This is a genomic window from Pseudoduganella lurida (genome assembly GCF_007830455.1).
In the GTDB taxonomy this organism is placed as follows: Bacteria; Pseudomonadota; Gammaproteobacteria; order Burkholderiales; family Burkholderiaceae_D; genus Rugamonas; species Rugamonas lurida.
The window spans coordinates 749,539-771,417 of the sequence record NZ_VLLB01000001.1; the positions used below are offsets into that span (position 1 = coordinate 749,539).

Here is a 21,879-nt window from a genome sequence, read left to right on the forward strand (position 1 = left end):
CAGGCGACATCAAATCAGCCCGATTCGGTCCACGCAGGCCAGCGACGCGCCGCGCGCGCGCAGCCCGTCCCGGAAGCCGGCCGGCAGCGCGTCCGCCCAGGCCGCCGGCAGCAGCACCCGGTCGCCGGACACCGCCTCGGCCAGGATCAGCGCCGTTTTCGCCTCCCGGCCGGCCACCGTGTCGACCCGGCCGGCATGCCAGGCGCCGGAGGTACCGCTGGCGATCAGCCGGCCGCGCGGCACGAATTCGCGGCCCCGCGCCAGGCGGTCCGCCATCACCAGCGCCAGCTGGTACGAGTCGCCGGCAAAGCGTGGCTGGCCGAAGCGCACCACGCTGCGCCAGCGGCCCAGCCCCCTGCCATCGAAATGGCGCGCACCGGCGAGCGCCTGGCGCACCGCCAGCTGCACGGCTGCGTCCACGCCCGGCACGGCGATGGTGTCTTCTTCCTCGCCAGCCTGCCCGTCCGAGGGAAACACGCTGACCTCGACCCAGGCCAGCGCATCGTTCACGCCGCCGCTGTGCAGCGGGAACCAGGCGCGCACGGACGAGACGGCGGCGCCCGGATCGGCATGCCCCGTGAGCGCGCCGAGATGGGGCAACGCGTTCAATGCCGCGCCGGCACCGCCCAGCAGCACGAACGCCTCCTCCGGCGTGGCGGCAGGATCGTGGCCGGCAAGGCGCCCCAGCTGCCAGGCATCGGACCAGCCCAGCGCGCACACGTCTTCCATGCCGGCCGGCGGCTGCCAGGCGCCGCGCGCCATCCGGTCCGCCAGCACGGCCGCGAGTTCCCAGTTGCGCTCACCGTCGGCCGGCACGCCGTCGAAGCCAAGCACGACCTGCACGCGGCTGTCGAAGCGCGCCTCCGTGAGCCGCGCCAGCCTGACGACTTCCTGCACGCGCTCGCACAGCACGGGCGCGCCCGGCACCACGCATTTCACTTCGGCCCGGCCGGCACGGGGGCGTACCGTCGCCGTGACGGCCAGCACGCGGCCGTCACCCAGCACGGTGCGGCATTCCGCGATCGAGGACGGCATCAAGGCGCCTCCCCGCCGCGGCGCGCCTTCAGGTGGAATTCGAGGTTGGCGAGCACGCGGTCCACCTCGTCGTCCGTGGCGCCGGCCTCCTTCCACTGTGCGAGTACGGCCCACAACTCGTCCAGTGCGACGGCGGCCCTGGTGCTGCTGGCAGCCAGGCGGCGCTGTTCGTGCGCCGCGCGTGGCCGGCCCGGTGCGGCCAGCGCCAGCGACGGCATCGTGTTCACGTCCAGCGCGGCCAGGGCCAGCCGCTGCAGGTGCGACTGGCGGGTGGCGAAGTGCGTGGCCGGCAGCGCGCGCAGTGCGGCGGACGCGGCGGGCAGTTCCAGGAACAGGCGGCGCAGCGCTCCCGCGTCGGACACCGGCAGCATGGCTGCGGGCAGTGTGACCGAATCTGCTACCGCATCTGCTACCGCATCTGCTACCTTATATGCCACCTCATTTGCTCCCTGATCTGCCACCGCATCTGTTTTCTCGAGCGGCGCATCGATCGCGTGCGGCGCGGGCGGCGCCACCGCGCGGGCGCGCAGCACCGCCGCATAATCGACCTCGTCGAGCGTCACGGGCACGCAGTCGTCCACCGTGATGCCGAAGCGGGTGTAGAGAAGCTCATTGAACCCGCCCCGGAAGGCGTTCCACTCGTCCAGCGACGTGCAGGGTGGCAGGTCCAGCATGCCGCCTTCCAGCGCAGCGCGCAGCGCCGTCTCGGCACGCCGGGTGAAGCCGGCCAGCGTGAGTGACGAGGCATTGACGGCGATCTCGCTGAACAGGAACAGGTCGAAGCGCTGGCGCGCCAGGCGGGGATCGGCGCTGTCGATCACGAAGTCGAGCTGCAGGCCGATTTCCGGCGCGGCCGCGAACGGCACCAGCGCCACACTGTGCGGCCCGCCATGGAACCACCATGCCGTTTCGCCTTTCATGGTGGCGCGGCGCGCGCCCGCCCTGGTGCCGAAGGTGCCCGGGCGCCGCGCGGTGCCATCGGCGCCGAACAAGATCACCGTGCTGTCCGAAGGTGCTGCCCCGTCCGTGCAGGCGGCAGCGATGACGGCATCCACCTCCGGCGCCGCCAGCGAGGGTTCGCGCCGCGGGTCCATCAGCCGAGCGCCGTCACGGCGAACGTGGCGCCGCACGCCTGGAAGTGCTGCGCCGGCGCCGCCTCGAAGGGCCAGGACCGTTCGCATTCGCCATCGCTGTCCAGCCGGCCCTGCAGCACGATGGCGCCGCCGCCATCCGTCACGCGCAGCAGTGGCCGTTCGCGCAGCAGTTGCGGGGCCGCGGCGACCGCCACCTCCAGCTTCAGGATCACCTGCCAGCCTTCGGCGACGACGAAGTGCAGCGTCCACAGGCCGTCGTCGGTGGCCAGCAGCGTCAGCTCGCCGCTGTCCGCCGCGCGCAGCATGCCGGTGCTGGCCGTCCAGGCACCGCGCCGGCGCTCCAGCGCCAGGTGCCGGAAGCGGCGCAGCGTGACGGGCGAGCCGTTCAGCGCGGCCAGTTCGCCCGTCGACAGGGGCCGGCTGCCGTCCAGCGCCGCCAGCAGCGCAGCATCGGCCAGCATCAGCCGGTCGCCCGGCACGGCGCGCGACAGCAGCACGCGCTCGCGCAGCCTGTCCTCCGCCGTCTTCTCCCGTACCTTGTCCTCGTCCATCATAGTTGTTCTCCAGTCCAGGATGCGCCGCCCGCCGCAGTCAGCCGTTCGATGGCCGCATTGCGGCGCTTGCGCAGCGTGGGCACCGACATGCCGCCGAGTTGCGCCAGCTTGCCGAGGGTCGGCAGCTCGCCGCTCTCGCCGTCCAGCCAGGCATCGGGATAGCTGTCGTCCGCAGGCCCCAGCAATTTCAGGTACACCGCCAGCCGCACGGCCAGCGCTTCCTCGCGCAAGGCGGCCAGCGCGCCAGCGGCGGCCGGCAGCTCATCATAGCCGGGGGCGGTGCAAACATCGTCTTCCTCGTCCTCGTCTGCCTGCGGCAGGATGCGGTCCGCCTCCCGGCCCGGCTCGGCCTGTGCCGACACGCGCGCCAGGTCATCGAGCCATGCCGTGGCATCGTCCGCATCCTGACGCCAGTCCGCGCCGTCGCCGTTGGCCGACAGCTCTTCGTAGTCGCCGATCTCCGCCAGCATCGCGGCGATCTTCTCCGGGCTGTTGCGCAGGCTGGCGAAGCGCTTCGACTTCGTGTGCAGCGGGCCGGGCGCGCCGCCGAAGGCTTCCAGCGTTTCGCTCCAGCGGATCACCCACGCCGCGCGGCACGAGGCGATCGACTTCATCTGCCGGACCTCGATGGGAATGCCGTCCGGCTCGCGGCCCAGGATCGCCGCCACCTGCGGCGCCGTGCCCGGCCAGCCGGCGAATACCTGGGCGATCGCGGCGTACGCCATGTCCAGCATGCGGTAGGTGTAGATGCGGTTCGGCGAACAGGGCTGGCCGGTGGCGGCCACGTAATTGTCGGCATCGACCTTGTCGCGCAGCGTGGCGAACATGTCGTTCACCTTCTTGCGCAGCAGCGCGTCGCCGGTGGCCTGCAGCCAGAACGGTCCCAGCTTCGCATGCTCGGCGGCGATCGCCGCAGCCATCGTATGGAAGTACGCGGGCTGCGCCTGCAACTCGTAGACGAGCACCAGCGCCAGGTCGCCCACGTTGTCGCCATACGCATTCGCGGGCGCGCTGCCGCGCAGCGACCCGGCCGCATTGCGCAGCGCGTGGGCCAGCGCATCCGTGTACCAGTCCAGCATCTCCGGCAGGCGCGCCGGGTCGAGCAGCAGCGCCAGGTCGCACTGGCGGAACGCCACCAGCGACGCATGGCCTAGCAGCTTCCGGACCTGTTCCCAGCCCTGTTCCTGGTAGCGCGTTCCTGGCAGTCGCATACATTGCACCATGCATGCCGGGCCGCCGGAAATCGGCAGGCCTGCGGCGATCATTGGTCATCATGCCATGAAACCGCAAGTTTCATTTCCGCTTGCACATCGCTATTTACCCGTCTGTTTCACTTTATGCCTTGCATCTCCGTCGGCAAGCCGGGCCAGGACCGCGGCGATCACGGGTGCCGCATGCTCGCCGCCGGTCCCTTCGGAACGGCTGACGTAGGTGGCGAATGCGAGACCGTGACGCTGGCCCGGCAGCGTGCCCGGCTCCAGCCAGCCGGTGAACCAGACCGTGGCGCGGTCGTCGCTGACGGGCGCCGTGCCCGTCTTGCCATACAGGCCGGCGCGCACATGGGCGGGCAGGCTGCGGAAGGCGCCGGCCGCCGTGCCGCGTTCGATCACGCCCTGCATGCCGGCGCGGATGCGGTCGAGCCGCGCGTCCAGTTTGACCGGTGCCGGCGACTTCGCATCGCGGCCATCGAGTGCCAGCAGCAGCCGCGGTGCCACGCTGGCGCCCTGCCCCAGCGCCGCGGCAGCCATCGCCATCTGCAGCGGCGTGGCCTGCATGCGCAGCCCGATGCTCATCTGGCGCAGCTCATGGCGCGTGTGCACCGGGTCGATGCGGGCCGGCGTGGCCTGCAGCACGTCGTAGTCGGCCCAGCGGAAGTCCGCCGGCAGCAGGCCGCCGTCCAGCCGCAGGTTCCGTTCGAAGCCGAGCCGGCGCGCCGCGGCCAGGATGGGACGCGCCGCATCCAGCGCGCCGGGTTCGAGCGGCTGCAGATCGGGCACGCCGCCTTCGGCACGGCCCAGCAGCGTGTGGTCGGACAGCTCGCCGGTCCAGGCGAACCAGGTGTTCAGGCTGTACGCAAGGGCCTGCGGCAGGCCGAGGCGGCCACCCTGCGCGCGGCCGTCGATGCCCATCTCCCGGTAGTTGGTGACATAGGCGCCCCGTGCGGACGCCGGATACGTGGGCGCACCGGTACTGAAATCGAAGCCCCGCTCGCGCGCCTCGGCATTGATGCGGGCCAGCGGCTGGCCGTCCAGCAGCGCATCGAGGCGGCGGTCTTCCTGCGCGGCCAGTTCCAGGCCCAGTGCACTGATCACCTTGAACGTGGAGCCGGGGCTGTTGTTCGCGCCGCCATCGTGCTGCAGGGCGGGCAGGCGCAGCGCGCTGGCGGCGGGGTTGGCTCGGTCCAGGTCGCGCGCCTCGGCCCAGTTGCCCGCGCCGACGTGCGGCTGGCCGGCGCCGGCAGCGGCCAGGATGTCGCCATTCTCGGCATCGAGGATGACCAGGCCCGCCTTGCGGCCGGCCGGGATTGTCGCGCCGCCTTCGCAGCGACCGCCACGCCAGCGGCCATGCCGCAGGCCGAGGCAGTCGAGTGCTTCCTGCGCCAGCGCCTGCAACGGCAGGTCCAGCGACAGGCGTGCCGTGGCACCGCGGCTGTCGGCGCGTGCCAGCATGCCGGCCAGGCTGGCCGCATGCTGCGGTCCGAGACCCAGCAGCGGCGCAAGACCGGCCGCCTGCGCGGCCTCCGTCGCGGTGCCGTCGCTCCACAGGGGCGTGCCGTTGCGGTCGGCCAGCAGTACCGGGCCGGGGCTGGCCCGTACCGCCTCGCCGGCCGCGGGCCGCGGCAAGGGCTGCCACACGAGCCGCCCCGCCGCCACGCGCAGGTGACGGTAATCGCGGTCGGCGGGACGTTCCATCGCGCGCGCATCCAGCGGCGTGGCCGCCAGCACGATACGGCGTGCACCCGGCTGCGGCGCGAGGACCAGGCGTTGTACATCGTCCGGCGCCGTGCAGGCGCGCCCGTCGCAGGCGGCAGCCGACTGCAACGCTGCCCCTTCCACGCTGCCGGCCACCCGCCCGGCCAGCAGCAAGGACAGTCGCTCCGTGCCCTTTGCCGGGGCCGGCAAGTCGAGCACCAGTCGTGCGGTATTGGCCGGTGCCGCGAGCCGCGTCCATGGCTGCCAGCCCTGCGGCAGGCTGGCAAACAGGCGCGCGGCCAGCGGCGGCATGGCGGACGTGGTGCCGCCATCGACACGCCAGCGTGAGGCGTCGCCCTCGCGCTGGCGCCAGGCAAGCAAGGTGCGTTCGCTGTTGTACAGCGCCACCTGCTGGCGCACGTAGGTGCCGTCCGCCTGCCGGTACAGGCGGCGCAGCAGCTTGCGTTGTTCGTCGTCGAGCCGCACGCCGCGCCAGATGTCGAGGCTCGTGGCCCGCACCTGCGCCGGCGCTGCCAGCCATTCCGCCAGGTCGGCCGGCGCCAGGACCACCGCGCCGTCGGGCAGCAGGCGTACCAGCCCGTGCTGGCGCAGCGCGTCGAACAGCGTCTCGTCTTCCAGCTCGGGCGACGGTACAGCGGGGATCGCGTAGTCGCCCGCCGCCAGCCAGGCGCTGGCCGACGCGCCGTGGGCTGCGTACGCCGAGACCAGCGCACGGCCCCGCTGCGCGCCGTCCGGCACGTGCAGCCGCGCCACCAGCTCGCCGGCGCGCGGACAGGAGGCACTGGGCCGGCGCAGCACCTGCAGGGCGCCGCCCTGCCAGGCCAGCCAGCCTTCGTTGCGCAGCGTGGCCGCGCCCGTGCTGCCGCCGACGATGCCGTCGCCGCCATCGCCGAGCCAGCGCGCCGCGGCGCCCGTCCACGCCAGCTGCAGCGGCGCGTGGATCGTGCCGGTGATGCGCACTTCCGGCATGTCCACGGTGGCGGTCGATCCCCGCTTGACCAGCATCGCATTGCGTCCCGCCGGCCGGCCTGTTTCGGTCCACCGTCCGCCCAGCCGCACCGGCATCAACCGTCCGGCAGCATCGGCCAGCTGCGCGCACAGATCGATGAGCACCGGCGCCTCGGCACGCGTGCGGTTGGCGATGACCACGGCGCCCGACGGTTGCGCAAGCAGCGTGACCCCCGCCGCTGCGGGCACGTCGAAGTGCGCGCCCGGCACAATCTTCTGGAATCGCGACGCGGCGCGCAGGGCATCCGCGCCGGCCTCGGTAGCCGCCGCGGCATCGCCCAGTTGCCGCGCATTGAAGGCCAGCAGCACCCCACCGGCCAGGATCAGTGCGACGACTGCCAGCAGCGGCCAGGGCATCGGCCAGGAACGCGGCAGATTGCGGCGGCGGCGCCAGCTGCGGTGGTGATGCGCGACTGTCGATGAGAGTTGCGCGGCGAATTGGGCGGCCATGGCATCGGGACGGTATGAGGTACCCAGCCGTAGCAGGGGGACCTGGAAACCTCCGGATGTACACGCGCCGATACACGCATTAACAAACTCTCGCGCATTTGTAAGAATCTGAAATCGCCATGCGTGTGACAAATCGTGCGGGATATAGTGATTTCACGGGGCCGGCGAAACCACCAGGCCAGCGGCCCGAGAAGAACATCGCATACCGCGAACACCACGAATACCACGAACACCACGGAAGAACGGAGAACACCATGCTCAAGAAATCCATCCTTGCAGCGGCAGCCCTGGCCATCGGCTCGGCCGCCTTCGTGCCCACCCAGGCCATCGCCCAGGTCGGCGTCAGCTTCGTCATCGGCAGTGCGCCGCCACCGCTGCGTTATGAACGCATGCCGCCACCGCGCCACGGCTATGTGTGGGCGCCGGGTTACTGGGGCTGGGACGGTTACCGCCATGTGTGGATGGCGGGCAGCTGGCTGCCGGACCGGCCGGGGTATGTCTACGCGGCGCCGTCGTGGCGCGAACGCGAGGGCCGCTGGTACTACGAGCAGGCGCGCTGGAACCGCCACGGCGGCGGCGACCGCGACCACGACGGCGTGCCGAACCGCTACGACCGCGACCGCGATGGCGACGGCATCCCGAACCGCTACGACCGCAATCCGAACCATTACGACCGTGGCCGCCCCGTGCAGCATGCATACGGCCCGGGACCGCGCCGCGACCAGGACCGCGACGGCATTCCGAACCGTTACGACCGTGACCGCGACGGGGACGGCGTGCCGAATCGCCGCGACGACCGACCGGACAATCCGCATCGCCGCTGAGCCGGCTGGGACCTATCGGTTGCCTGCCCTTTTCGACGAAGGGGCAACGGCCGGGGCCCGGCCCGTGACACCGTCGGCGACAGGACTTCGCGCGGACGGCGCCGTGGGTCGGGCCCCGGCCGTTCCAGGGTTGCTCGCGGCTTGAGCGCCAAGGCAGCACGCCAGATCAGCAGTACAATGCGCGCTTTGCCCGCGCACCCGATGTCTCCGCCCTTTCCCCCTCCACGCATCATCGCGCAGTCCCGCGCTGCAGCCGAAAAGCTGGCGCGCCAGCGGGTAACGCTGTCGCCGCGCGGCTGGCAGGCGTGGTTCGACGGCTCGGCCACGCCGAATCCCGGCCGCATCGGCATCGGCGCACTGCTCGTCGGGCCCGATGGTGAACGCGTCGAAATCAGCCGGCGCGCCGGCGAAGGCACCAGCGGCGATGCCGAATACCTGGCCCTCATCGCCGTGCTGGAAGTGGCCGTGGCGCGCAACGCCGGCGAATTGCTGGTGCATGGCGACAGCCAGGTGATCGTGCAGGATGTGCTGATGCGCGAGGTGCCCGCGGCCAGCGGCCATGCGGAACACCGCACCCGCGTGCACCTGCTGATGGACGAGATCGGGATGGTGGCGGTGCGCTGGCTGCCCCGTCACCGGAACGCCGCCGCGGACGCGCTGTCGCAGCGCGCACTGGCGCACGTCGGCCCATCCGTGCCGGCGACTGCCGAATGAAAAAGCCTGCCACCACAACCATGGTGACAGGCCTCTCCAGTAACCGGGCCGGATGCCGGCACTGCTCCGCTCCGCTATCGTCCACCGTCGATCCGTGCCGCATCGCGGCCGCAAAGCCTGGCGCCGGCGTGCCTGCGGGCGAAGCCCGTCGCGCGCTCAGGCCGCGATGGCTTCGATCAGGCCCATCTCTTCGCTGGACATCAGGCGGTCGATATCGACCAGGATCAGCATGCGTTCTTCGACGGTGCCGAGGCCGACGATGTATTCGGTGTTGAGCGTGGAGCCCATGTCCGGCGCGGACTTGATCTGCTCCGGCGTCAGGGTCGTCACGTCGGACACCGCATCGACCACCATGCCCACGACACGGTTGCCGATGTTGAGGATGATGACGACGGTGAACGGGCCGTATTCGGGCGTGCCCAGGTTGAAGCGCACGCGCATGTCCACGATCGGCACGATGATGCCGCGCAGGTTGATCACGCCCTTCACATAGTCGGGGGCGCTGGCGATGCGGGTCGGCGATTCGTAATTACGGATCTCGCTGACCTTCTGGATATCGATGCCGTACTCTTCCTTGCCGAGCGTGAAGGCCAGGTATTCGGCCGGGTTGGTCGTGGTGGCGGTGTCGTTCTGGGACATGGGATTCCTTGTTGCAGCGGACGGGCGCGGGGTTGTGGCGGTAGCCGGTTGTACACAGGCGAAATGTTACCGTAGCCCAATCTTTTTTGCATCACATAATTCTTTTGCGTTTGTATCCGCCCCATAAAACGCAACATGCGCGCAACGAATATGTCACATTCCTGCCCGTTTCGACGGCGTTTGACTGCCTCGACGGGGACACGAACTTGCCGTTTTTACACCAGAATAAATTGAATCGTGGCACAATGGTCTGCATATAGAAACAAGACAAGAATATGACGACCACGACGATCGCGCCGGCCGGCTGGCAGCCGAAGCTGGCGGCCATCGCGGGGGCCGCTCCCGGAGACGACGGCGCCCACGACACCAACCACCTGCATCGCGTCTGGCGCAATGCGTCCGAACTGCTGCGCGACTACCCGGAGGCGAACACGCTCGTCGTGCTGGCCGCGTGCTACCTGCATGACCTGGTGAACCTGCCGAAGAACCATCCCGAACGCCACCTGGCCTCGCGCCAGGCAGCCCGGCAGGCCATGCGCGAGCTGGCCGCCGCCGGCTTCCCGGAAGCGCTGCTGCCGGCGGTCGGCCATGCCATCGAAACGCACAGTTTTTCGGCCGGCCTGACACCGCGCACCATCGAGGCGCAGATCGTGCAGGACGCCGACCGGCTCGACGCGCTGGGCGCCGTCGGCCTGGCGCGCATGTTCTACACGGCGGGCCGCATGGGCACGGGCCTGGCGCATGGCGCCGACCCGGCCGGCACCCTGCGCGACCTGGATGACAAGGCCTTCGCGCTCGACCACATCGCCGTCAAGCTGGCCACGCTGCCCGGCACGATGCAGACGGCCGCCGGCCGCCGGCTGGGTGAACAGCGGCTCGAAGCGCTGCACCGGTTCCGCGACATGTTCGTGGCCGAATGGTCCGGGGCGGGGGCATGATGCGCAGGCTTCTCCAGCTCCTCGTCCTGCTCCAGCTGTGCGCCGCCACGCTGGCCGCCCAAGCCGCCGGCGAGGGCCACGTGCGCGCGCTGCGCGAACGCACCGAGATCCTGATCCGCGCCGACAATACGCATGAACAGATCGTCGACTACACCTGGCGCGCCATCGACGCGGCCGGTGCCGACACGCTGGGCCAGCAGTACGTGAACTGGGACTCGCGCCGCCAGACGATGGAACTGCTGGCTGCCGAGACCATCCCCGCCAACGGCGCCCCGGTCCCGGTGGAAGCCTCCGGCATCAAGATCCAGGACGGCATCCTGGGCGGCGTGTCCTTCCCCGAGAAGCGCCTGCTGCAGATCACCTTCCCGCAACTGGCCGCCGGCGATGCGATCCGCGTGCGCTACCGCCTGGTGCAGAAGGTGCCGGAGCTGCCGGGCGGGATGTCGCACGTGCTGTTCCTGCAGGACGACGTGATCCGCGACGACAGCACGATCACCGTGCGCTATCCGCAGGCCCTGCCGCTGAAGATCGCGCACAACGCGCTGGCGTCGCAGCCGGCCGTGACGGAAAACGGCGAGCGCGTGCTGCGCTGGCAGTTCCGCAGCCGCGACACGGGCACGCCGGAAGCGAACAAGGCCAACAGCTGGCACCACACGCCCTACCTGATGCTGTCCACGTTTGCCAGCTGGCAGGCACTGGCCGACGCGTATGAACAAGGCGCCGGCCCGAAATCGGCCGTCACGCCGGCCATCCGCACGCTGGCCGACGACATCGCCGGCAAGGCCGCCACGCCGCGCGAACAGGCGCACCTGCTGTACGACTGGGTGCGCGCCAATATCCGCTACGTGGCCACGTATGTGGGCGATGGCGGCTGGGTGCCGGACGATGCGGCCGCGATCCTGGAACGCCGCTACGGCGACTGCAAGGATCACGTGGCGCTGCTCGAAGCGCTGCTGGCCGCGCGCGGCATCGAAGCTTCTCCGGTGCTGCTGCTGGCGGACCAGGAGAACTACACGCTGCCGTCGATTCCCGTCATGTGGTTCAACCACGCCATCAGCTACCTGCCCGCGCTCGACCTGTACCTGGATTCGACGGACAGCACGATGCCGTTCGGCCTGCTGCCGGACAGCGATTCCGGCAAACCCGTGCTGGCCACGCGCGGCCATCCCGTGCTGCGCAACACCCCCCTGCCCGATCCGGACAACCACCTCGTCGAACGCCGCGTGACGATGCGCGTGGCGCTGGACGGCTCCGCCGAACGCGTCACCGAGATCATCGGCCACGGCCGCAGCGCCGTCGCCGTGCAGCAGTTCATCGACAGCGTGGGCCCGGGCGGCGGCGCCGACTGGGTACGCCGCACGATGGCGTCGAACGGCTACGAAGGCAATGGCAGCCTGGAGATCCTGCCGCGCACGAAGGCGGACACGCTGGCCGTGCGCTTCACGGAACGCATCCGCAATTACGTGAGCCAGCCGGAAGCGGGCGTGCTGTCCTTCCTGCCCGGCGTGAACGGCCCGGTGCCGCTGGCCGGTTTCGCGGGACGCTTCACGGAACGCGACCGCCAGTACGACACGCGCTGCGAACCGTTCGCCGTGAAGGACACGATGACGATCGAACTGCCGGTGGCCATGCAGGTGCTGTACGTGCCGAAGAACCTGGAAATCAACCAGGAAGGCTTGCGCTACGACGCCCGCTACACCCGTGAAGAAACGAATAGCGGCATGCGCTATCAGCTGATGCGCAGCGCCCGTGCCGGTAATCCGCGCGGCTTCTGCTCGCCGCAGGAATATGCCGCGCTGCGGCCCGCGATGAACCGCATCAGCAAGGCGATGCATGGCCGCCTGGTGTTCGTGCTGAACGATACCGAAATGGCGGCCGCCGCCATCAAGCCGTGAACGACGCCGGCGACCGCGTGCCCCCGGCACAGGTTGCCGATACGCACGCCGGGGCGGTGCCGGGGCAGCAGGGAGCCGATCGGAATCCTGTGGATCAGAAGCCTGCCGATCAGAAGGCTGCGGAGCAAAAGCTGACGGGTCAAAAGCTTACGGGTCAAAAGCTCACGGGTCAAAAGCTTAATTTTGCGCTCGTCTGCGTATTCATCGACATGCTGGGCGTGGGCCTGATCGTGCCCGTGCTGCCGGCCCTCGTGGGCGAATTCGTCGGCTCGCGCGAGCAGCAGGCCATGTGGTACGGCATCCTGGGCGCCGTGTTCGGTCTCATGCAGTTCCTGTGCATGCCGGCGCTGGGGGCGGTCAGCGACCGCATCGGCCGCCGTCCGGTACTGCTGTATTCGATGGGCGGCATGGCCCTCAATTTCCTCGTCACCGCCTGGGCGCCGAACCTGGCGTGGCTGCTGGTCGGTCGCGTGATCGGCGGCATGTCGTCGGCCAGCATGTCCGTCGCCTCGGCCTACGCGTCGGACGTGTCAACGCCGGAGAACCGGGCAAACAGCTTCGGCAAGATCGGCGCCGCCTTCGGCATGGGCTTCATTGCGGGGCCGATGCTGGGCGGGCTGCTGGGTGGCGTCAATTTGCACCTGCCCTTCTACGTGGCGGCGGGCCTGTCGGCGGCCAACCTCCTGTATGGCTGGTTCTTCCTGCCCGAATCGCTGCCAGTCGAACGCCGTGCGCCGTTCGCGCTGCATCGCCTGAATCCCCTGGGCGGCCTGTTCCGGCTGGCGGCGCGGCGCGAGATCCGCGGGCTCGTCGTCGTTTTCGTGCTGGTGACCTTCGCACAGATCATGCTGCACACCACATGGGTGCTGTACACCACCTTCCGCTTCGGCTGGAGCACCACGCAGAACGGCATCTCGCTGTTCTGCGTGGGCGTGGCGTCGGTCGTGGTGCAGGCCGGGCTGCTCGGTCTCTTCATGAAGCGCTTCGGCGAAGTGCGCCTGTCGCTGCTGGGCCTGTGCTCCGGCGCCCTCACCTACCTGCTGTACGGCCTGGCCACGCACGGCTGGATGATGTATGTGCTCATCCTGTGCAATGTCTTCGCGTTTGCCGCCGGACCGGCGCTGCAGGGCATCCTCTCGAAGGCCACGCCGCCCACCGAACAGGGCGAGCTGATGGGCTCGCTGCAGTCGATCAGCGGCGTGGCCGTGGCCGTGATGCCGCTGGCGGGCGGCTGGCTGCTCGGCGAGGTGAGCCACCTGCCGCCCGCGGACTGGCGCATCGGCGCCACCTTCTTCGTCAGCGCGGCGATGCAGGCCCTCGCCATCTTCGTGGCGTGGCGCTGGTTCCGCGACCACCACCGGCCCGTGTGACGCTCAGTACGGGCTGGCCGTGGGACGCACCACGATCTCGCTCACGTCCACGTCGGCCGGCTGGGCGATTGCATAGCTGATCGCACGGCCGATCGCGTCGGCGCCGATCGCCACCTTGCGGAATTCGCGCATCTCGGCGCGGCCGCCTTCGTCCGAGATCGAGTCGGCCAGCTCGGAGGTGGTCACGCCGGGCGAGATGACCGTCACGCGGATCGCCTTCTCTTCCTGGCGCAGGCCTTCCGAGATGGCCCACACGGCATACTTGGTGGCGCAATACACGGCCGCGGTGGGACTGACGGCATGCGCGCCGATCGACGCCACATTGATCACGTGGCCGCCGCCGGCCCGCTGCATCAGCGGCAGCACCGCGGCGATGCCGTACAGGACGCCGCGCACGTTCACGTCGATCATGCGGTCCCATTCCTTCAGCTTCAGCGCATCCATGCGCGACAGGGGCATCACGCCGGCATTGTTGACGATGACGTCCACGCGGCCATGCTTGCGATGCGCATCCAGCGCGAAGGTCTGCATGCCGTCGGCATCGGTCACGTCGAGCGCGTGGAACTCGGCGCTGCCGCCGGCGGCGCGGATGTCGGCGACCAGCGTTTCGAGGCGGTCGGTACGCCGCGCGCCCAGCACCACGTGGTGGCCGTCGCTGGCCAGCTGGTGCGCCGTGGCGGCGCCGATACCGCTGCTTGCGCCGGTGATGAGGATGATTTTCTGTTCTGCCATGGTCGTCTCCAGTTACGGGTGGTAATGGACTGGCAGTTTAAAAACGAACGCCCGCGCCGGGTTGCGCGTTGATGGCGAAAGATTGCCTGATCCTCCAGCGGATGTTAAAAAATGTGCGCATTGCGGCATAATCTCTGCCGGAAGCTATCTGGAGAACGACATGACGATCTGTGCGAGACAGGCCCGCATGGTGCGGCTGATGGCAGTGCTGGCGCCGGAGGAAGGTTACACGCTGTGCGGCCTGCCCGGCGTGAAGTTCATGCGGTCGAACTCGGTGCACCCGCGCGGGCCGGTGCTGTACGAACCCTGCATCGTCGTGGTCTGCCAGGGCCACAAGCGGGGCTACCTGGGTGGCGCCGCGTTCGACTATCACTCGCAGCAGTTCCTGGTGCTCTCCGTGCCGCTGCCGTTCGAGGGCGAGACGCTGCACGCGACGGAAGCCGAACCGCTGCTGGCCATCTCCATCCCCATCGACCTGCAGCAGGCCGCCGAACTGGCTCTGGCCACCGACGAGGCGCAGGCCGGCCACGTCGCGCCGATCCCGCCCGTCAGCATCGCGGCCACGCCGCTGGACGAACCGCTGGGCGACGCGGTGCTGCGGCTGCTGGAAGCCCTCACCTCGCCGCTGGAGACGCGCCTGCTCGGTCCCGGCATCCTGCGCGAAATCCTGTTCCGCGTGCTGACGGGCGCCCAGGGTGGCGCCCTGCGCGCCGCCCTCGCCCACCAGAGCCAGTTCGGCAAGATCGGCAAGGCGCTGCGGCGCATCCACGCCGACTACCAGCGCCCGATCGACGTCGCCACGCTGGCCGACGAAGCGGGCATGAGCGCCGCCGCCTTCCACGCCAGCTTCAAGGCGGTGACCGCCACGTCGCCGATGCAGTACCTGAAATCGACGCGGCTGCACAAGGCGCGGCTGCTGATGGTGCAGGACGGCCTGACGGCGGCATCGGCCTGCGGGCGCGTGGGCTACGAAAGCACCTCGCAGTTCTCGCGCGAATTCAAGCGCTTCTTCGGCCGCACCCCGCTCGAAGAAGCCCGCGAAATGCGCAACCTCCTCGCCCAGTCGCCGGGCGCGCGGCTCTCCGCATACGTCAGCGCGCCGTAGCCACCGGCTACTGTCCAGCCCGTGTCCACCACGGGGTCAACCCCGTTTTCGGACACGGCCTCAACAGTTGGATGTACTCTTATAGTAGAGCCCGTGTCCGATTTCGGGGTTGACCCCAAGGTGGACACGGACTCGGCCGTGGTCAGCGGTTGGGCACCACCGGCAGCGCGATCGCGCTGCGCAGCTCGGGCGTGTGGTAGATGCGCTGCGTCGCCTTGATGTAGTCGGCGGGCTGGGCGTAGAAGATGTTCGGCACGTAGCGCTGCGGGTTGCGGTCGTACAGCGGGAACAGGCTGGACTGGATCTGCACCATCACGCGGTGGCCCGGCAGGATCACGTGGTTGACGTTCGGCAGCGCGAAGCGGTAGCGCTCCGGCTTGTCGGCAACGACGGGCTGCGGCGACGCCAGGCTGTTGCGGTAGCGGCCGCGGAAGATGTCCATCGACAGCGGCAGCTGGTAGCCGCCCAGTTCGGGCTGCGACGGCACTTCGTCCGGGTACACGTCGATGACCTTCACCACCCAGTCGGCATCCGTGCCGGAGGTCGATGCATACAGGTCCACCTGCGGTGCGCCGGACAGTTGCAGCGGCGCCTTCAGCGGTTCGGAAACGTAGGTCAGCACATCCGGCCGGTCCGTCACGAAGCGCTGGTCGCGCACCAGCCAGGGCTGCCACACGTCGCGGTCGCCCATGCGCACGGGACGGGGCACGAACGGCACCGGCTTGGCCGGATCGGACACGTATTCGTCATACGCCGCGCCACCGCCGGCGGGCGCACTGAAATCGAGCTTGAAGCCCTCCTTCAGGTAGACGGCCTGCGACGTGGACGGGCAGCCCGTCTCGCACGACAGCGGCCAGCCGGACAGGCGCTGCCAGCGGTTGGTGCCGGTCTGGTAGAAGAACACCGGAGGCGTGTCGGCCACGGGTGCACCGTCCTTCAGGTACTGGTTGAAGAACGGCTGCATCACGTCGCGGCGGAATTCCAGCGCCGTATCGCCGGTGAACTTCAATGCCCCCAGCGACGAGCCGTCGTAATTCACGCCGCTGTGCCGCCACGGGCCCACCACCAGGTAGTTCATGCGGTTGTCCTTGTCCTGCTGCTCCAGCGCCGAGTACACGGCATACGCACCGTAGATGTCTTCCTGGTCCCACTGGCCCACCACGTTCATCGTCGGCACCTTCAGCTTGCGCGCGCCGAGCGCCTTGTCCAGCGCCTGGTGCTGCCAGTAGCTGTCGTAGGCCGGGTGCTCGAACAGCTTCTTCGTGTAATTGAGTTTGTCGAGGCCGAACTGCCTGGCATACGCGCTGACGGAGCCGGCGCGCAGGATGCCGTCGTAGTCGTCATAGACGCCGGTGGCCAGCGGTTCGCCCCGGCCGCGCACCGTCGTCTGGCTGGCGATGTAGGGCAGCGTGGGAATGCGGAAGGCGCCGTTGTGGAACCAGTCGTCGCCGCGCCAGCCATCGACCATGGGGCTCATCGGCACCGCGGCCTTCAGCGCCGGGTGCGGATCGGCCAGCGCCATCAGCACGGTGAAGCCTTCATAGGAGGAGCCCAGCATGCCCACCTTGCCGTTCGTCTCGGGGATGTTCTTGACGAGCCAGTCGATCGTGTCCCAGGCATCGGTGGCGTGGTCCGTCTTCGTCTTGTTGAGGGGGCCCCGCAGCGGACGCGTCATCACATAGTCGCCTTCCGAGCCGTACTTGCCGCGCACGTCCTGGAACACGCGGATATACCCTTCCTGCACGAAGTTCTCGTCGCCCTGCGGCAGCGTGGCCAGCATCGTCGGACTGGCGCTGCGCTTGGCGCGGCCGGCCGCGTTGTACGGCGTGCGCGTGAGCAGGATCGGCGCCTTCTTCGCCCCCTTCGGCAGCACGATCACGGTGTACAGCTTGACGCCGTCCCGCATCGGGATCATCACCACACGCTTCACGTAATCGGCCGTTTCGACGGGCGCTTCGTACTTGCCGGCGATATCGGGCGTCATCGGCGCCGTCTGGGCCTGGGCCGTCGACAACAGGGAAGAGAGAATTACGGAAGACACCAGGGCGACGCGCAACGGCATGGAGAACTCCTTCATGAGTGAATCGCATGATGGTACTCCGGGAAACAATTGCTTACAAGCTAAGTGTGTGCGGCCACAGTTCTGTAACAAGTCCCTGTGCATAATGAACTCACACTAATCAGAAAGAGGAGTTCATCATGAAAAAACTGCTGATTGCCGCAATGATTGCCGGTTCGATGGGTGCCATGACCGTGCCGCTGACCGCCAGCGCCGATGTGATCGTCGTTCGCAAGGCACCGCCGCCACCGCGCCACGAAGCGGTGCCGAAAGCGCGCCACGGCTATGTGTGGGCACCGGGCTACTGGAGCTACAACGGCCGCGCCTACGTCTGGCAGAAGGGCCACTACGAGCGCGTGCGCGCCGGCTACTACTACAACCAGCCGGCCTGGGTGGAACGCGACGGCCGCTGGGAATTCGCCCGTGGCGAATGGCGCCGCGGTGAACGCGACCACAACGGCCGTCCCGGCGACCGTGACCACGATGGCGTGCCGAACCGCGTCGACCGCGACCGCGATGGCGACGGCGTCTCGAACCGCCACGACGACCGCCCGAACGACCCGCGCCGTCACTGATCCGCGGGGGCTGCCGTCTTGACAGGGCGGCGTCAACCTGCAACCATAGCGGAATGACTTTTCATCGATCGCATCCCGCTCCCGCTTGCTCGTGGCGCCGCCCCGCTGCTTACAACGCACTGTGCGGCCACTGTAACGTGATGTGATTCACTATCAACGCCGCCCTGTCAGGCGGCGTTTTTCATGGCGCATCGGGACAGGGGGCACAAGGAACCCAGCACCATGACGCTCGACACCCAGTCCGAAAAAACCGCTCCCCCCGCCGTGATCCTCACGGGCGACCGCCCGACCGGCCCCCTGCACCTGGGCCACTACGTGGGCAGCCTGCGCAACCGCGTCACCTACCAGCACGACTATCAACAGTTCATCATGCTGGCCGACTCGCAGGCGCTGACGGACAACATGGAAGACACCGGCAAGGTGCACCGCAATGTCGTCGAGGTGGCACTGGACTACCTGGCCGTGGGCATCGACCCGGCCAAGTCGACGATCCTGATCCAGTCGCAGATCCCCGAACTGGCCGAACTCACCTTCTACTACCTGAACCTGGTGACGGTGGCGCGCCTGGAGCGCAATCCGACCGTGAAGGCGGAAATCGTGCTGCGCGGCTTCGAGCGCGACATTCCCGCCGGCTTCCTCACCTACCCTGCCTCGCAGGCGGCCGATATCTCGGCGTTCAAGGCGTCGCTCGTGCCGGTCGGCGAAGACCAGATCCCGATGATCGAGCAGACCAACGAGATCGTGCGCCGCTTCAACCGCCTGGCCGACCGCGAGATCCTCGTCGAGTGCAAGGCGCTGGTGCCGGAGATCGGCCGCCTGCCGGGCATCGACGGCAAGGCCAAGATGAGCAAATCGCTCGGCAACACGATCAACCTGGGCGCCTCGGCCGACGAGATCACGGCCGCCGTGAAGAAGGTCTATACCGATCCGCTGCACCTGCGCGTGCAGGACCCCGGCCACCTGGAAGGCAACGTGGCCTTCATCTACCTCGATGCCTTCGATACCGAGAAAGCAGCACTGGAAGAGATGAAGGCCCACTACGTGCGCGGCGGCCTGGGCGATTCGATCGTCAAGAAACGCCTGGAAGTCGTGCTGCAGGAAATGCTGGCGCCGATCCGCGCGCGCCGCGAGGAATTCGCCAAGGACAAGGGCCAGGTGCTGCAGATGCTGAAGGAAGGCACCGCGCGCGCCCGCGAAGTGGCGGCCCGGACGGCCGACGAAGTGAAGGCGGCGCTGGGCCTGAGCTATTTCTGATCCCGTCGTCTTCATTGCGGCCGGCTGGTACCTGGTCGCCAGCCTGGCCTGCTTCACCGCCTACGTGATCGACAAGCGCGCCGCCCGCCTCAAGCGGCGCCGCATCCCCGAACGCACCCTGCTGCTGCTTGGCCTGGTTGGCGGCTGGCCCGGCGGCCTGCTGGCCCAGTCGATTGTGCGGCACAAGACCGTCAAGGCGTCGTTCCAGCGGCAGTTCTGGACCAGCGTCGTGCTCAACGCCGCCCTTCTCTTCTGGCTCGCCGCCTGATCGGTCGCCGTTCACAGCCCGCTGGGATACGTCTCCGGCACTTCATCCTGCTGCCACAGTGCCGACCGCTCCAGCGGCTGCAGCGCCGCGCTGCGGTCCACGTGGATGATCGCATCGAACTGCCGGGCCGCGTCGGCATGGAAGTAATGGCTGAAGCGCTCCGTCTCCGGCCGGTAGATCACGCCGATCGCACGCTCCAGGTAGCGTGACGGCAGCCGGGCCAGCATGCTGTCGCGTCCGCGCAGCGGCAGCAGGAACTGCGGCAGCCCCGCCGCGATGGACGTTTCATGCAGCAGCCGCTCCACGCTGTCCGTCCGCGATGCCACGACCTGTTTCAGTTCCGCCGGCCCGTCCCAATCGGTGGCCGCGGTGACGGTACCCGTGTGCGTTGTAAACCCCAGAAGGTAGATGTCCTCCGGCCGGTAGCGTTCGCGCACCAGCTGGCCCAGGTTCAGCTGGCCCCCTTCGCCCATCTCGGTGGCGCGCGCGTCGCCCAGGTGCGAGTTGTGCGCCCAGACGACGATCTTGCCGGGCCGGCCCGTACGCTGGTGGATGTGCTCGCGCAGCGCTTCCAGCGTTTCGGCCATGTGCGAGTCGCGCACGTTCCACGACTCGTCGCGGCCGCCGAACATGGCGCGGTAGTACACCTCCGCATTGCTGGCCACGCGGGCGTTCTGCTGTGCGTAGAACAGGTCGTCCGGCACCTGGCCGCCCATCGACTGCAGGTGCTCATTGGCCTGCCGCGTCAGCTCGGCCAGCTGGCGCCGCACTTCCTTCGCGCAGTCCTCCTTCATGCCGAACGAGGTGGCATAGCCGTAGTGCTGCGGATCTTCCGCCATGTGGTCGATGCAGGCATAGCGTTCGCGCGCCCGGCGCGCTGCCTCGGGATCGGCTTCTTCCAGATACGCGATCACGGCATGCATCGACTGCTGCAGGCTGTACAGGTCCAGGCCATAGAAGCCGATGCGGCGCGCGCTGCTGGCCACGTGCGCGTTGTGCTCGCGCAGCCAGTTCACCAGCCCTTCGATTTCGTGATTGCGCCACATCCATTGCGGGAAGCGCTTGTAGCCGGCCAGCGCGCCTTCGGCCGTCATGTCGTCGCCGCCATGCTGCACGTAGCGGCTCACGCGCAGCGCGTCCGGCCAGTCCGCCTCGACGGCGATGGCGTCGAAGCCCTTCTCGACGATCAGCCGCTTGCTGATCTCGGCGCGCAGGCGATAGAACTCGCGCGTCCCATGGGTCGCCTCGCCCAGCAGCACGATCGACGCATCGCCCATGTGGTCGAGCAGCCGCGTGAAATCTTCCTCCGTGTCGAAAGGCTGTGCCTCCAGCTTCAGTGCTTCGATGATCTTCCTGTCGCTCATGCTCTCTCCTGCCGGTTCCGGGTCTGGCCACCATAGCGCAGTCTGTGCGACACTGGCGCCCCCTAGTCGACGGAACCGAGCATGTGGATCGGAGTGTTATGCGGCCTGCTGGCAGGCGCGCTGTGGGGCGCCGTGTTCGTGGCGCCGGCCCTGCTGGCGGCGTTCTCGCCGCTGGAACTGGCGCTGGGCCGCTACAGCGTGTACGGCGCAATGGCCTGCGTGCTGCTCCTGCCGAAGCTGGGCACCCTGGCGCACCGCCTCGATCGCTCCGACTGCATGGCCCTGCTGCGCCATGCGCTGGCCGGCAACCTCGTCTACTACATGCTGCTGGCGCTGGGCGTGAAGCTGGCCGGAGTGGCGCCCACGTCGCTGATCATCGGCGTGCTGCCGATCACCGTCACGCTCTTGGGACGGCACGATCATGGTGCCGTGCCGCTGCGCCGCCTGGCGCTGCCGCTGGCCATCGTTGCGGCCGGCATCGCGTGCATCAACGTCGATGTGTTCCTGCATGCGGGCGAGACGGGACGGCCCTTGTGGCACACGGTCGCGGGCCTGACCTGCGCCGCGGGCGCGCTGCTGTGCTGGACGTGGTATGCGGTCGACAACGCGCGCTTCCTGAAGACCAATGCCCACTTCAGCAGCGCCGAATGGTCGGCACTGTATGGCCTGGCGACGGGCATCGTGGCGCTGGTGGTGGGCAGCATTGCCTTCGCACTGTGGCATGACGATGTGACGGGTGCCGCAGGCGCCGCCTCGGGCCGCGACTGGCCGCTGTTCTGGACCTGCAACGCGCTGCTGGCGCTGGGCGCCTCGGTGATCGGCAACCATCTGTGGAACGTGGCGAGCCGGCGCGTGCCCGTCACGCTGTCCGGCCAGCTGATCCTGTTCGAGACGCTGTTCGCGCTGCTGTATGGCTTCCTCTATCGCCAGGCAGGACCGCGCCCGCTGGAGACGGCGGCCATCGCGCTGCTGGTGATGGGCGTGCTCTGGTCGGTGCGCGTGCACGCGGCCGAGGAGCGGCTCGCGCCGGCGTGACCGCCACTCCTACCGGTTCAGGTAGCTCTTCTC

At 68.9% G+C, this 21,879-nt stretch carries 19 protein-coding genes; 10 read left to right on the forward strand and 9 right to left on the reverse strand.

Going from position 1 to position 21,879, the window contains the following annotated elements; genetic code table 11:
* Positions 1–9: 9 nt before the first annotated feature.
* The 5 genes from IP91_RS03235 to IP91_RS03255 all read right to left on the reverse strand — a co-directional run bounded on the left by IP91_RS03235 (position 10) and on the right by IP91_RS03255 (position 7,074).
* Positions 10–1,035 carry a hypothetical protein gene (locus IP91_RS03235; RefSeq protein WP_145647323.1) on the reverse strand — a complete coding sequence of 342 codons (1,026 nt, stop codon included), beginning with the start codon at positions 1,033–1,035 and terminating at the stop codon, positions 10–12.
* On the reverse strand, positions 1,035–2,129 hold the full coding sequence (locus IP91_RS03240; protein ID WP_145647324.1) for a hypothetical protein: 1,095 nt from the start codon (positions 2,127–2,129) through the stop codon (positions 1,035–1,037). The genes IP91_RS03235 and IP91_RS03240 overlap by 1 nt, the downstream gene beginning before the upstream one ends.
* On the reverse strand, positions 2,129–2,683 hold the full coding sequence (locus IP91_RS03245) for a hypothetical protein (protein WP_307724391.1): 555 nt from the start codon (positions 2,681–2,683) through the stop codon (positions 2,129–2,131). Before IP91_RS03245 ends, IP91_RS03240 begins: the two co-directional genes overlap by 1 nt.
* A complete protein-coding gene (locus tag IP91_RS03250) occupies positions 2,680–3,894 on the reverse strand; it encodes a hypothetical protein (protein ID WP_145647325.1) in 1,215 nt (404 codons plus the stop codon). Before IP91_RS03250 ends, IP91_RS03245 begins: the two co-directional genes overlap by 4 nt.
* Positions 3,895–3,996: 102 nt before the next feature.
* Complete coding sequence (locus IP91_RS03255; RefSeq protein ID WP_145647326.1) at positions 3,997–7,074, reverse strand: penicillin-binding transpeptidase domain-containing protein; 3,078 nt, start codon at positions 7,072–7,074, stop codon at positions 3,997–3,999.
* A 254-nt stretch (positions 7,075–7,328) separates the two neighbouring features.
* On the opposite strand from IP91_RS03255, the gene IP91_RS03260 reads away from it, so the two are divergent.
* Positions 7,329–7,898: a YXWGXW repeat-containing protein gene (locus IP91_RS03260; protein WP_145647327.1), complete on the forward strand. Its 570-nt coding sequence runs from the start codon at positions 7,329–7,331 to the stop codon at positions 7,896–7,898.
* A 201-nt stretch (positions 7,899–8,099) separates the two neighbouring features.
* The gene (locus tag IP91_RS03265) at positions 8,100–8,612 is read left to right on the forward strand and encodes a ribonuclease HI family protein (protein WP_229473798.1); all 513 of its coding nucleotides are present in this window, start codon (positions 8,100–8,102) and stop codon (positions 8,610–8,612) included.
* Between the two features lie 156 nt (positions 8,613–8,768).
* Here the strand turns inward: IP91_RS03265 and IP91_RS03270 are convergent, their stop codons facing one another.
* Positions 8,769–9,251 carry a chemotaxis protein CheW gene (locus IP91_RS03270; protein ID WP_145647329.1) on the reverse strand — a complete coding sequence of 161 codons (483 nt, stop codon included), beginning with the start codon at positions 9,249–9,251 and terminating at the stop codon, positions 8,769–8,771.
* Between the two features lie 275 nt (positions 9,252–9,526).
* On the opposite strand from IP91_RS03270, the gene IP91_RS03275 reads away from it, so the two are divergent.
* The 3 genes from IP91_RS03275 to IP91_RS03290 all read left to right on the forward strand — a co-directional run bounded on the left by IP91_RS03275 (position 9,527) and on the right by IP91_RS03290 (position 13,454).
* Entirely contained in the window at positions 9,527–10,189 is a 663-nt protein-coding gene (locus IP91_RS03275) for an HD domain-containing protein (RefSeq protein ID WP_145647330.1), read from the forward strand.
* Positions 10,186–12,084 carry a DUF3857 domain-containing transglutaminase family protein gene (locus IP91_RS03280; protein ID WP_158643071.1) on the forward strand — a complete coding sequence of 633 codons (1,899 nt, stop codon included), beginning with the start codon at positions 10,186–10,188 and terminating at the stop codon, positions 12,082–12,084. Before IP91_RS03275 ends, IP91_RS03280 begins: the two co-directional genes overlap by 4 nt.
* A 131-nt stretch (positions 12,085–12,215) precedes the next feature.
* The gene (locus IP91_RS03290) at positions 12,216–13,454 is read left to right on the forward strand and encodes an MFS transporter (RefSeq protein WP_229473981.1); all 1,239 of its coding nucleotides are present in this window, start codon (positions 12,216–12,218) and stop codon (positions 13,452–13,454) included.
* 3 nt (positions 13,455–13,457) lie between these two features.
* Here IP91_RS03290 and IP91_RS03295 read toward each other — a convergent pair whose 3' ends face one another.
* Positions 13,458–14,186, reverse strand: a complete 729-nt coding sequence (locus IP91_RS03295; RefSeq protein ID WP_145647333.1) for an SDR family oxidoreductase — start codon at positions 14,184–14,186, stop codon at positions 13,458–13,460.
* 160 nt (positions 14,187–14,346) lie between these two features.
* Between IP91_RS03295 and IP91_RS03300 the strand changes: the two genes are divergently transcribed.
* Complete coding sequence (locus tag IP91_RS03300) at positions 14,347–15,291, forward strand: AraC family transcriptional regulator (RefSeq protein WP_145647334.1); 945 nt, start codon at positions 14,347–14,349, stop codon at positions 15,289–15,291.
* Positions 15,292–15,433: 142 nt separating this feature from the next.
* Here the strand turns inward: IP91_RS03300 and IP91_RS03305 are convergent, their stop codons facing one another.
* A complete protein-coding gene (locus IP91_RS03305) occupies positions 15,434–17,353 on the reverse strand; it encodes a CocE/NonD family hydrolase (protein ID WP_229473800.1) in 1,920 nt (639 codons plus the stop codon).
* A gap of 137 nt (positions 17,354–17,490) precedes the next feature.
* Between IP91_RS03305 and IP91_RS03310 the strand changes: the two genes are divergently transcribed.
* The 3 genes from IP91_RS03310 (at position 17,491) to IP91_RS03320 (ending at position 19,447) form a co-directional block, all read left to right on the forward strand.
* Positions 17,491–17,925: a YXWGXW repeat-containing protein gene (locus IP91_RS03310; RefSeq protein ID WP_145647335.1), complete on the forward strand. Its 435-nt coding sequence runs from the start codon at positions 17,491–17,493 to the stop codon at positions 17,923–17,925.
* 222 nt (positions 17,926–18,147) lie between these two features.
* Positions 18,148–19,179 (forward strand): tryptophan--tRNA ligase, encoded by a 1,032-nt coding sequence (gene trpS, locus IP91_RS03315; RefSeq protein ID WP_145647336.1) that lies wholly within the window; start codon positions 18,148–18,150, stop codon positions 19,177–19,179.
* 43 nt (positions 19,180–19,222) lie between these two features.
* Entirely contained in the window at positions 19,223–19,447 is a 225-nt protein-coding gene (locus IP91_RS03320; protein WP_307724398.1) for a DUF1294 domain-containing protein, read from the forward strand.
* An 11-nt stretch (positions 19,448–19,458) separates the two neighbouring features.
* On the opposite strand, the gene IP91_RS03325 is transcribed toward IP91_RS03320, so the two are convergent.
* Positions 19,459–20,811: an erythromycin esterase family protein gene (locus tag IP91_RS03325; protein WP_145647338.1), complete on the reverse strand. Its 1,353-nt coding sequence runs from the start codon at positions 20,809–20,811 to the stop codon at positions 19,459–19,461.
* 81 nt (positions 20,812–20,892) lie between these two features.
* On the opposite strand from IP91_RS03325, the gene IP91_RS03330 reads away from it, so the two are divergent.
* Positions 20,893–21,846 (forward strand): DMT family transporter, encoded by a 954-nt coding sequence (locus tag IP91_RS03330; protein WP_145647339.1) that lies wholly within the window; start codon positions 20,893–20,895, stop codon positions 21,844–21,846.
* Positions 21,847–21,879: the final 33 nt, after the last annotated feature.

Bases quoted from the DNA above. Each gene is read 5' to 3' on its own strand.
- IP91_RS03325 (WP_145647338.1), bottom strand. From the start codon at position 20,811: ATGAGCGACAGGAAGATCATCGAAGCACTGAAGCTGGAGGCACAGCCT.
- IP91_RS03260 (WP_145647327.1), top strand. From the start codon at position 7,329: ATGCTCAAGAAATCCATCCTTGCAGCGGCAGCCCTGGCCATCGGCTCG.
- IP91_RS03265 (WP_229473798.1), top strand. From the start codon at position 8,100: ATGTCTCCGCCCTTTCCCCCTCCACGCATCATCGCGCAGTCCCGCGCT.
- IP91_RS03275 (WP_145647330.1), top strand. From the start codon at position 9,527: ATGACGACCACGACGATCGCGCCGGCCGGCTGGCAGCCGAAGCTGGCG.
- IP91_RS03235 (WP_145647323.1), bottom strand. From the start codon at position 1,035: ATGCCGTCCTCGATCGCGGAATGCCGCACCGTGCTGGGTGACGGCCGC.
- IP91_RS03305 (WP_229473800.1), bottom strand. From the start codon at position 17,353: ATGCCGTTGCGCGTCGCCCTGGTGTCTTCCGTAATTCTCTCTTCCCTG.
- IP91_RS03295 (WP_145647333.1), bottom strand. From the start codon at position 14,186: ATGGCAGAACAGAAAATCATCCTCATCACCGGCGCAAGCAGCGGTATC.
- IP91_RS03255 (WP_145647326.1), bottom strand. From the start codon at position 7,074: ATGGCCGCCCAATTCGCCGCGCAACTCTCATCGACAGTCGCGCATCAC.
- IP91_RS03280 (WP_158643071.1), top strand. From the start codon at position 10,186: ATGATGCGCAGGCTTCTCCAGCTCCTCGTCCTGCTCCAGCTGTGCGCC.
- IP91_RS03270 (WP_145647329.1), bottom strand. From the start codon at position 9,251: ATGTCCCAGAACGACACCGCCACCACGACCAACCCGGCCGAATACCTG.
- IP91_RS03300 (WP_145647334.1), top strand. From the start codon at position 14,347: ATGACGATCTGTGCGAGACAGGCCCGCATGGTGCGGCTGATGGCAGTG.
- IP91_RS03250 (WP_145647325.1), bottom strand. From the start codon at position 3,894: ATGCGACTGCCAGGAACGCGCTACCAGGAACAGGGCTGGGAACAGGTC.
- IP91_RS03240 (WP_145647324.1), bottom strand. From the start codon at position 2,129: ATGGACCCGCGGCGCGAACCCTCGCTGGCGGCGCCGGAGGTGGATGCC.
- IP91_RS03330 (WP_145647339.1), top strand. From the start codon at position 20,893: ATGTGGATCGGAGTGTTATGCGGCCTGCTGGCAGGCGCGCTGTGGGGC.
- IP91_RS03310 (WP_145647335.1), top strand. From the start codon at position 17,491: ATGAAAAAACTGCTGATTGCCGCAATGATTGCCGGTTCGATGGGTGCC.
- trpS (WP_145647336.1), top strand. From the start codon at position 18,148: ATGACGCTCGACACCCAGTCCGAAAAAACCGCTCCCCCCGCCGTGATC.
- IP91_RS03245 (WP_307724391.1), bottom strand. From the start codon at position 2,683: ATGATGGACGAGGACAAGGTACGGGAGAAGACGGCGGAGGACAGGCTG.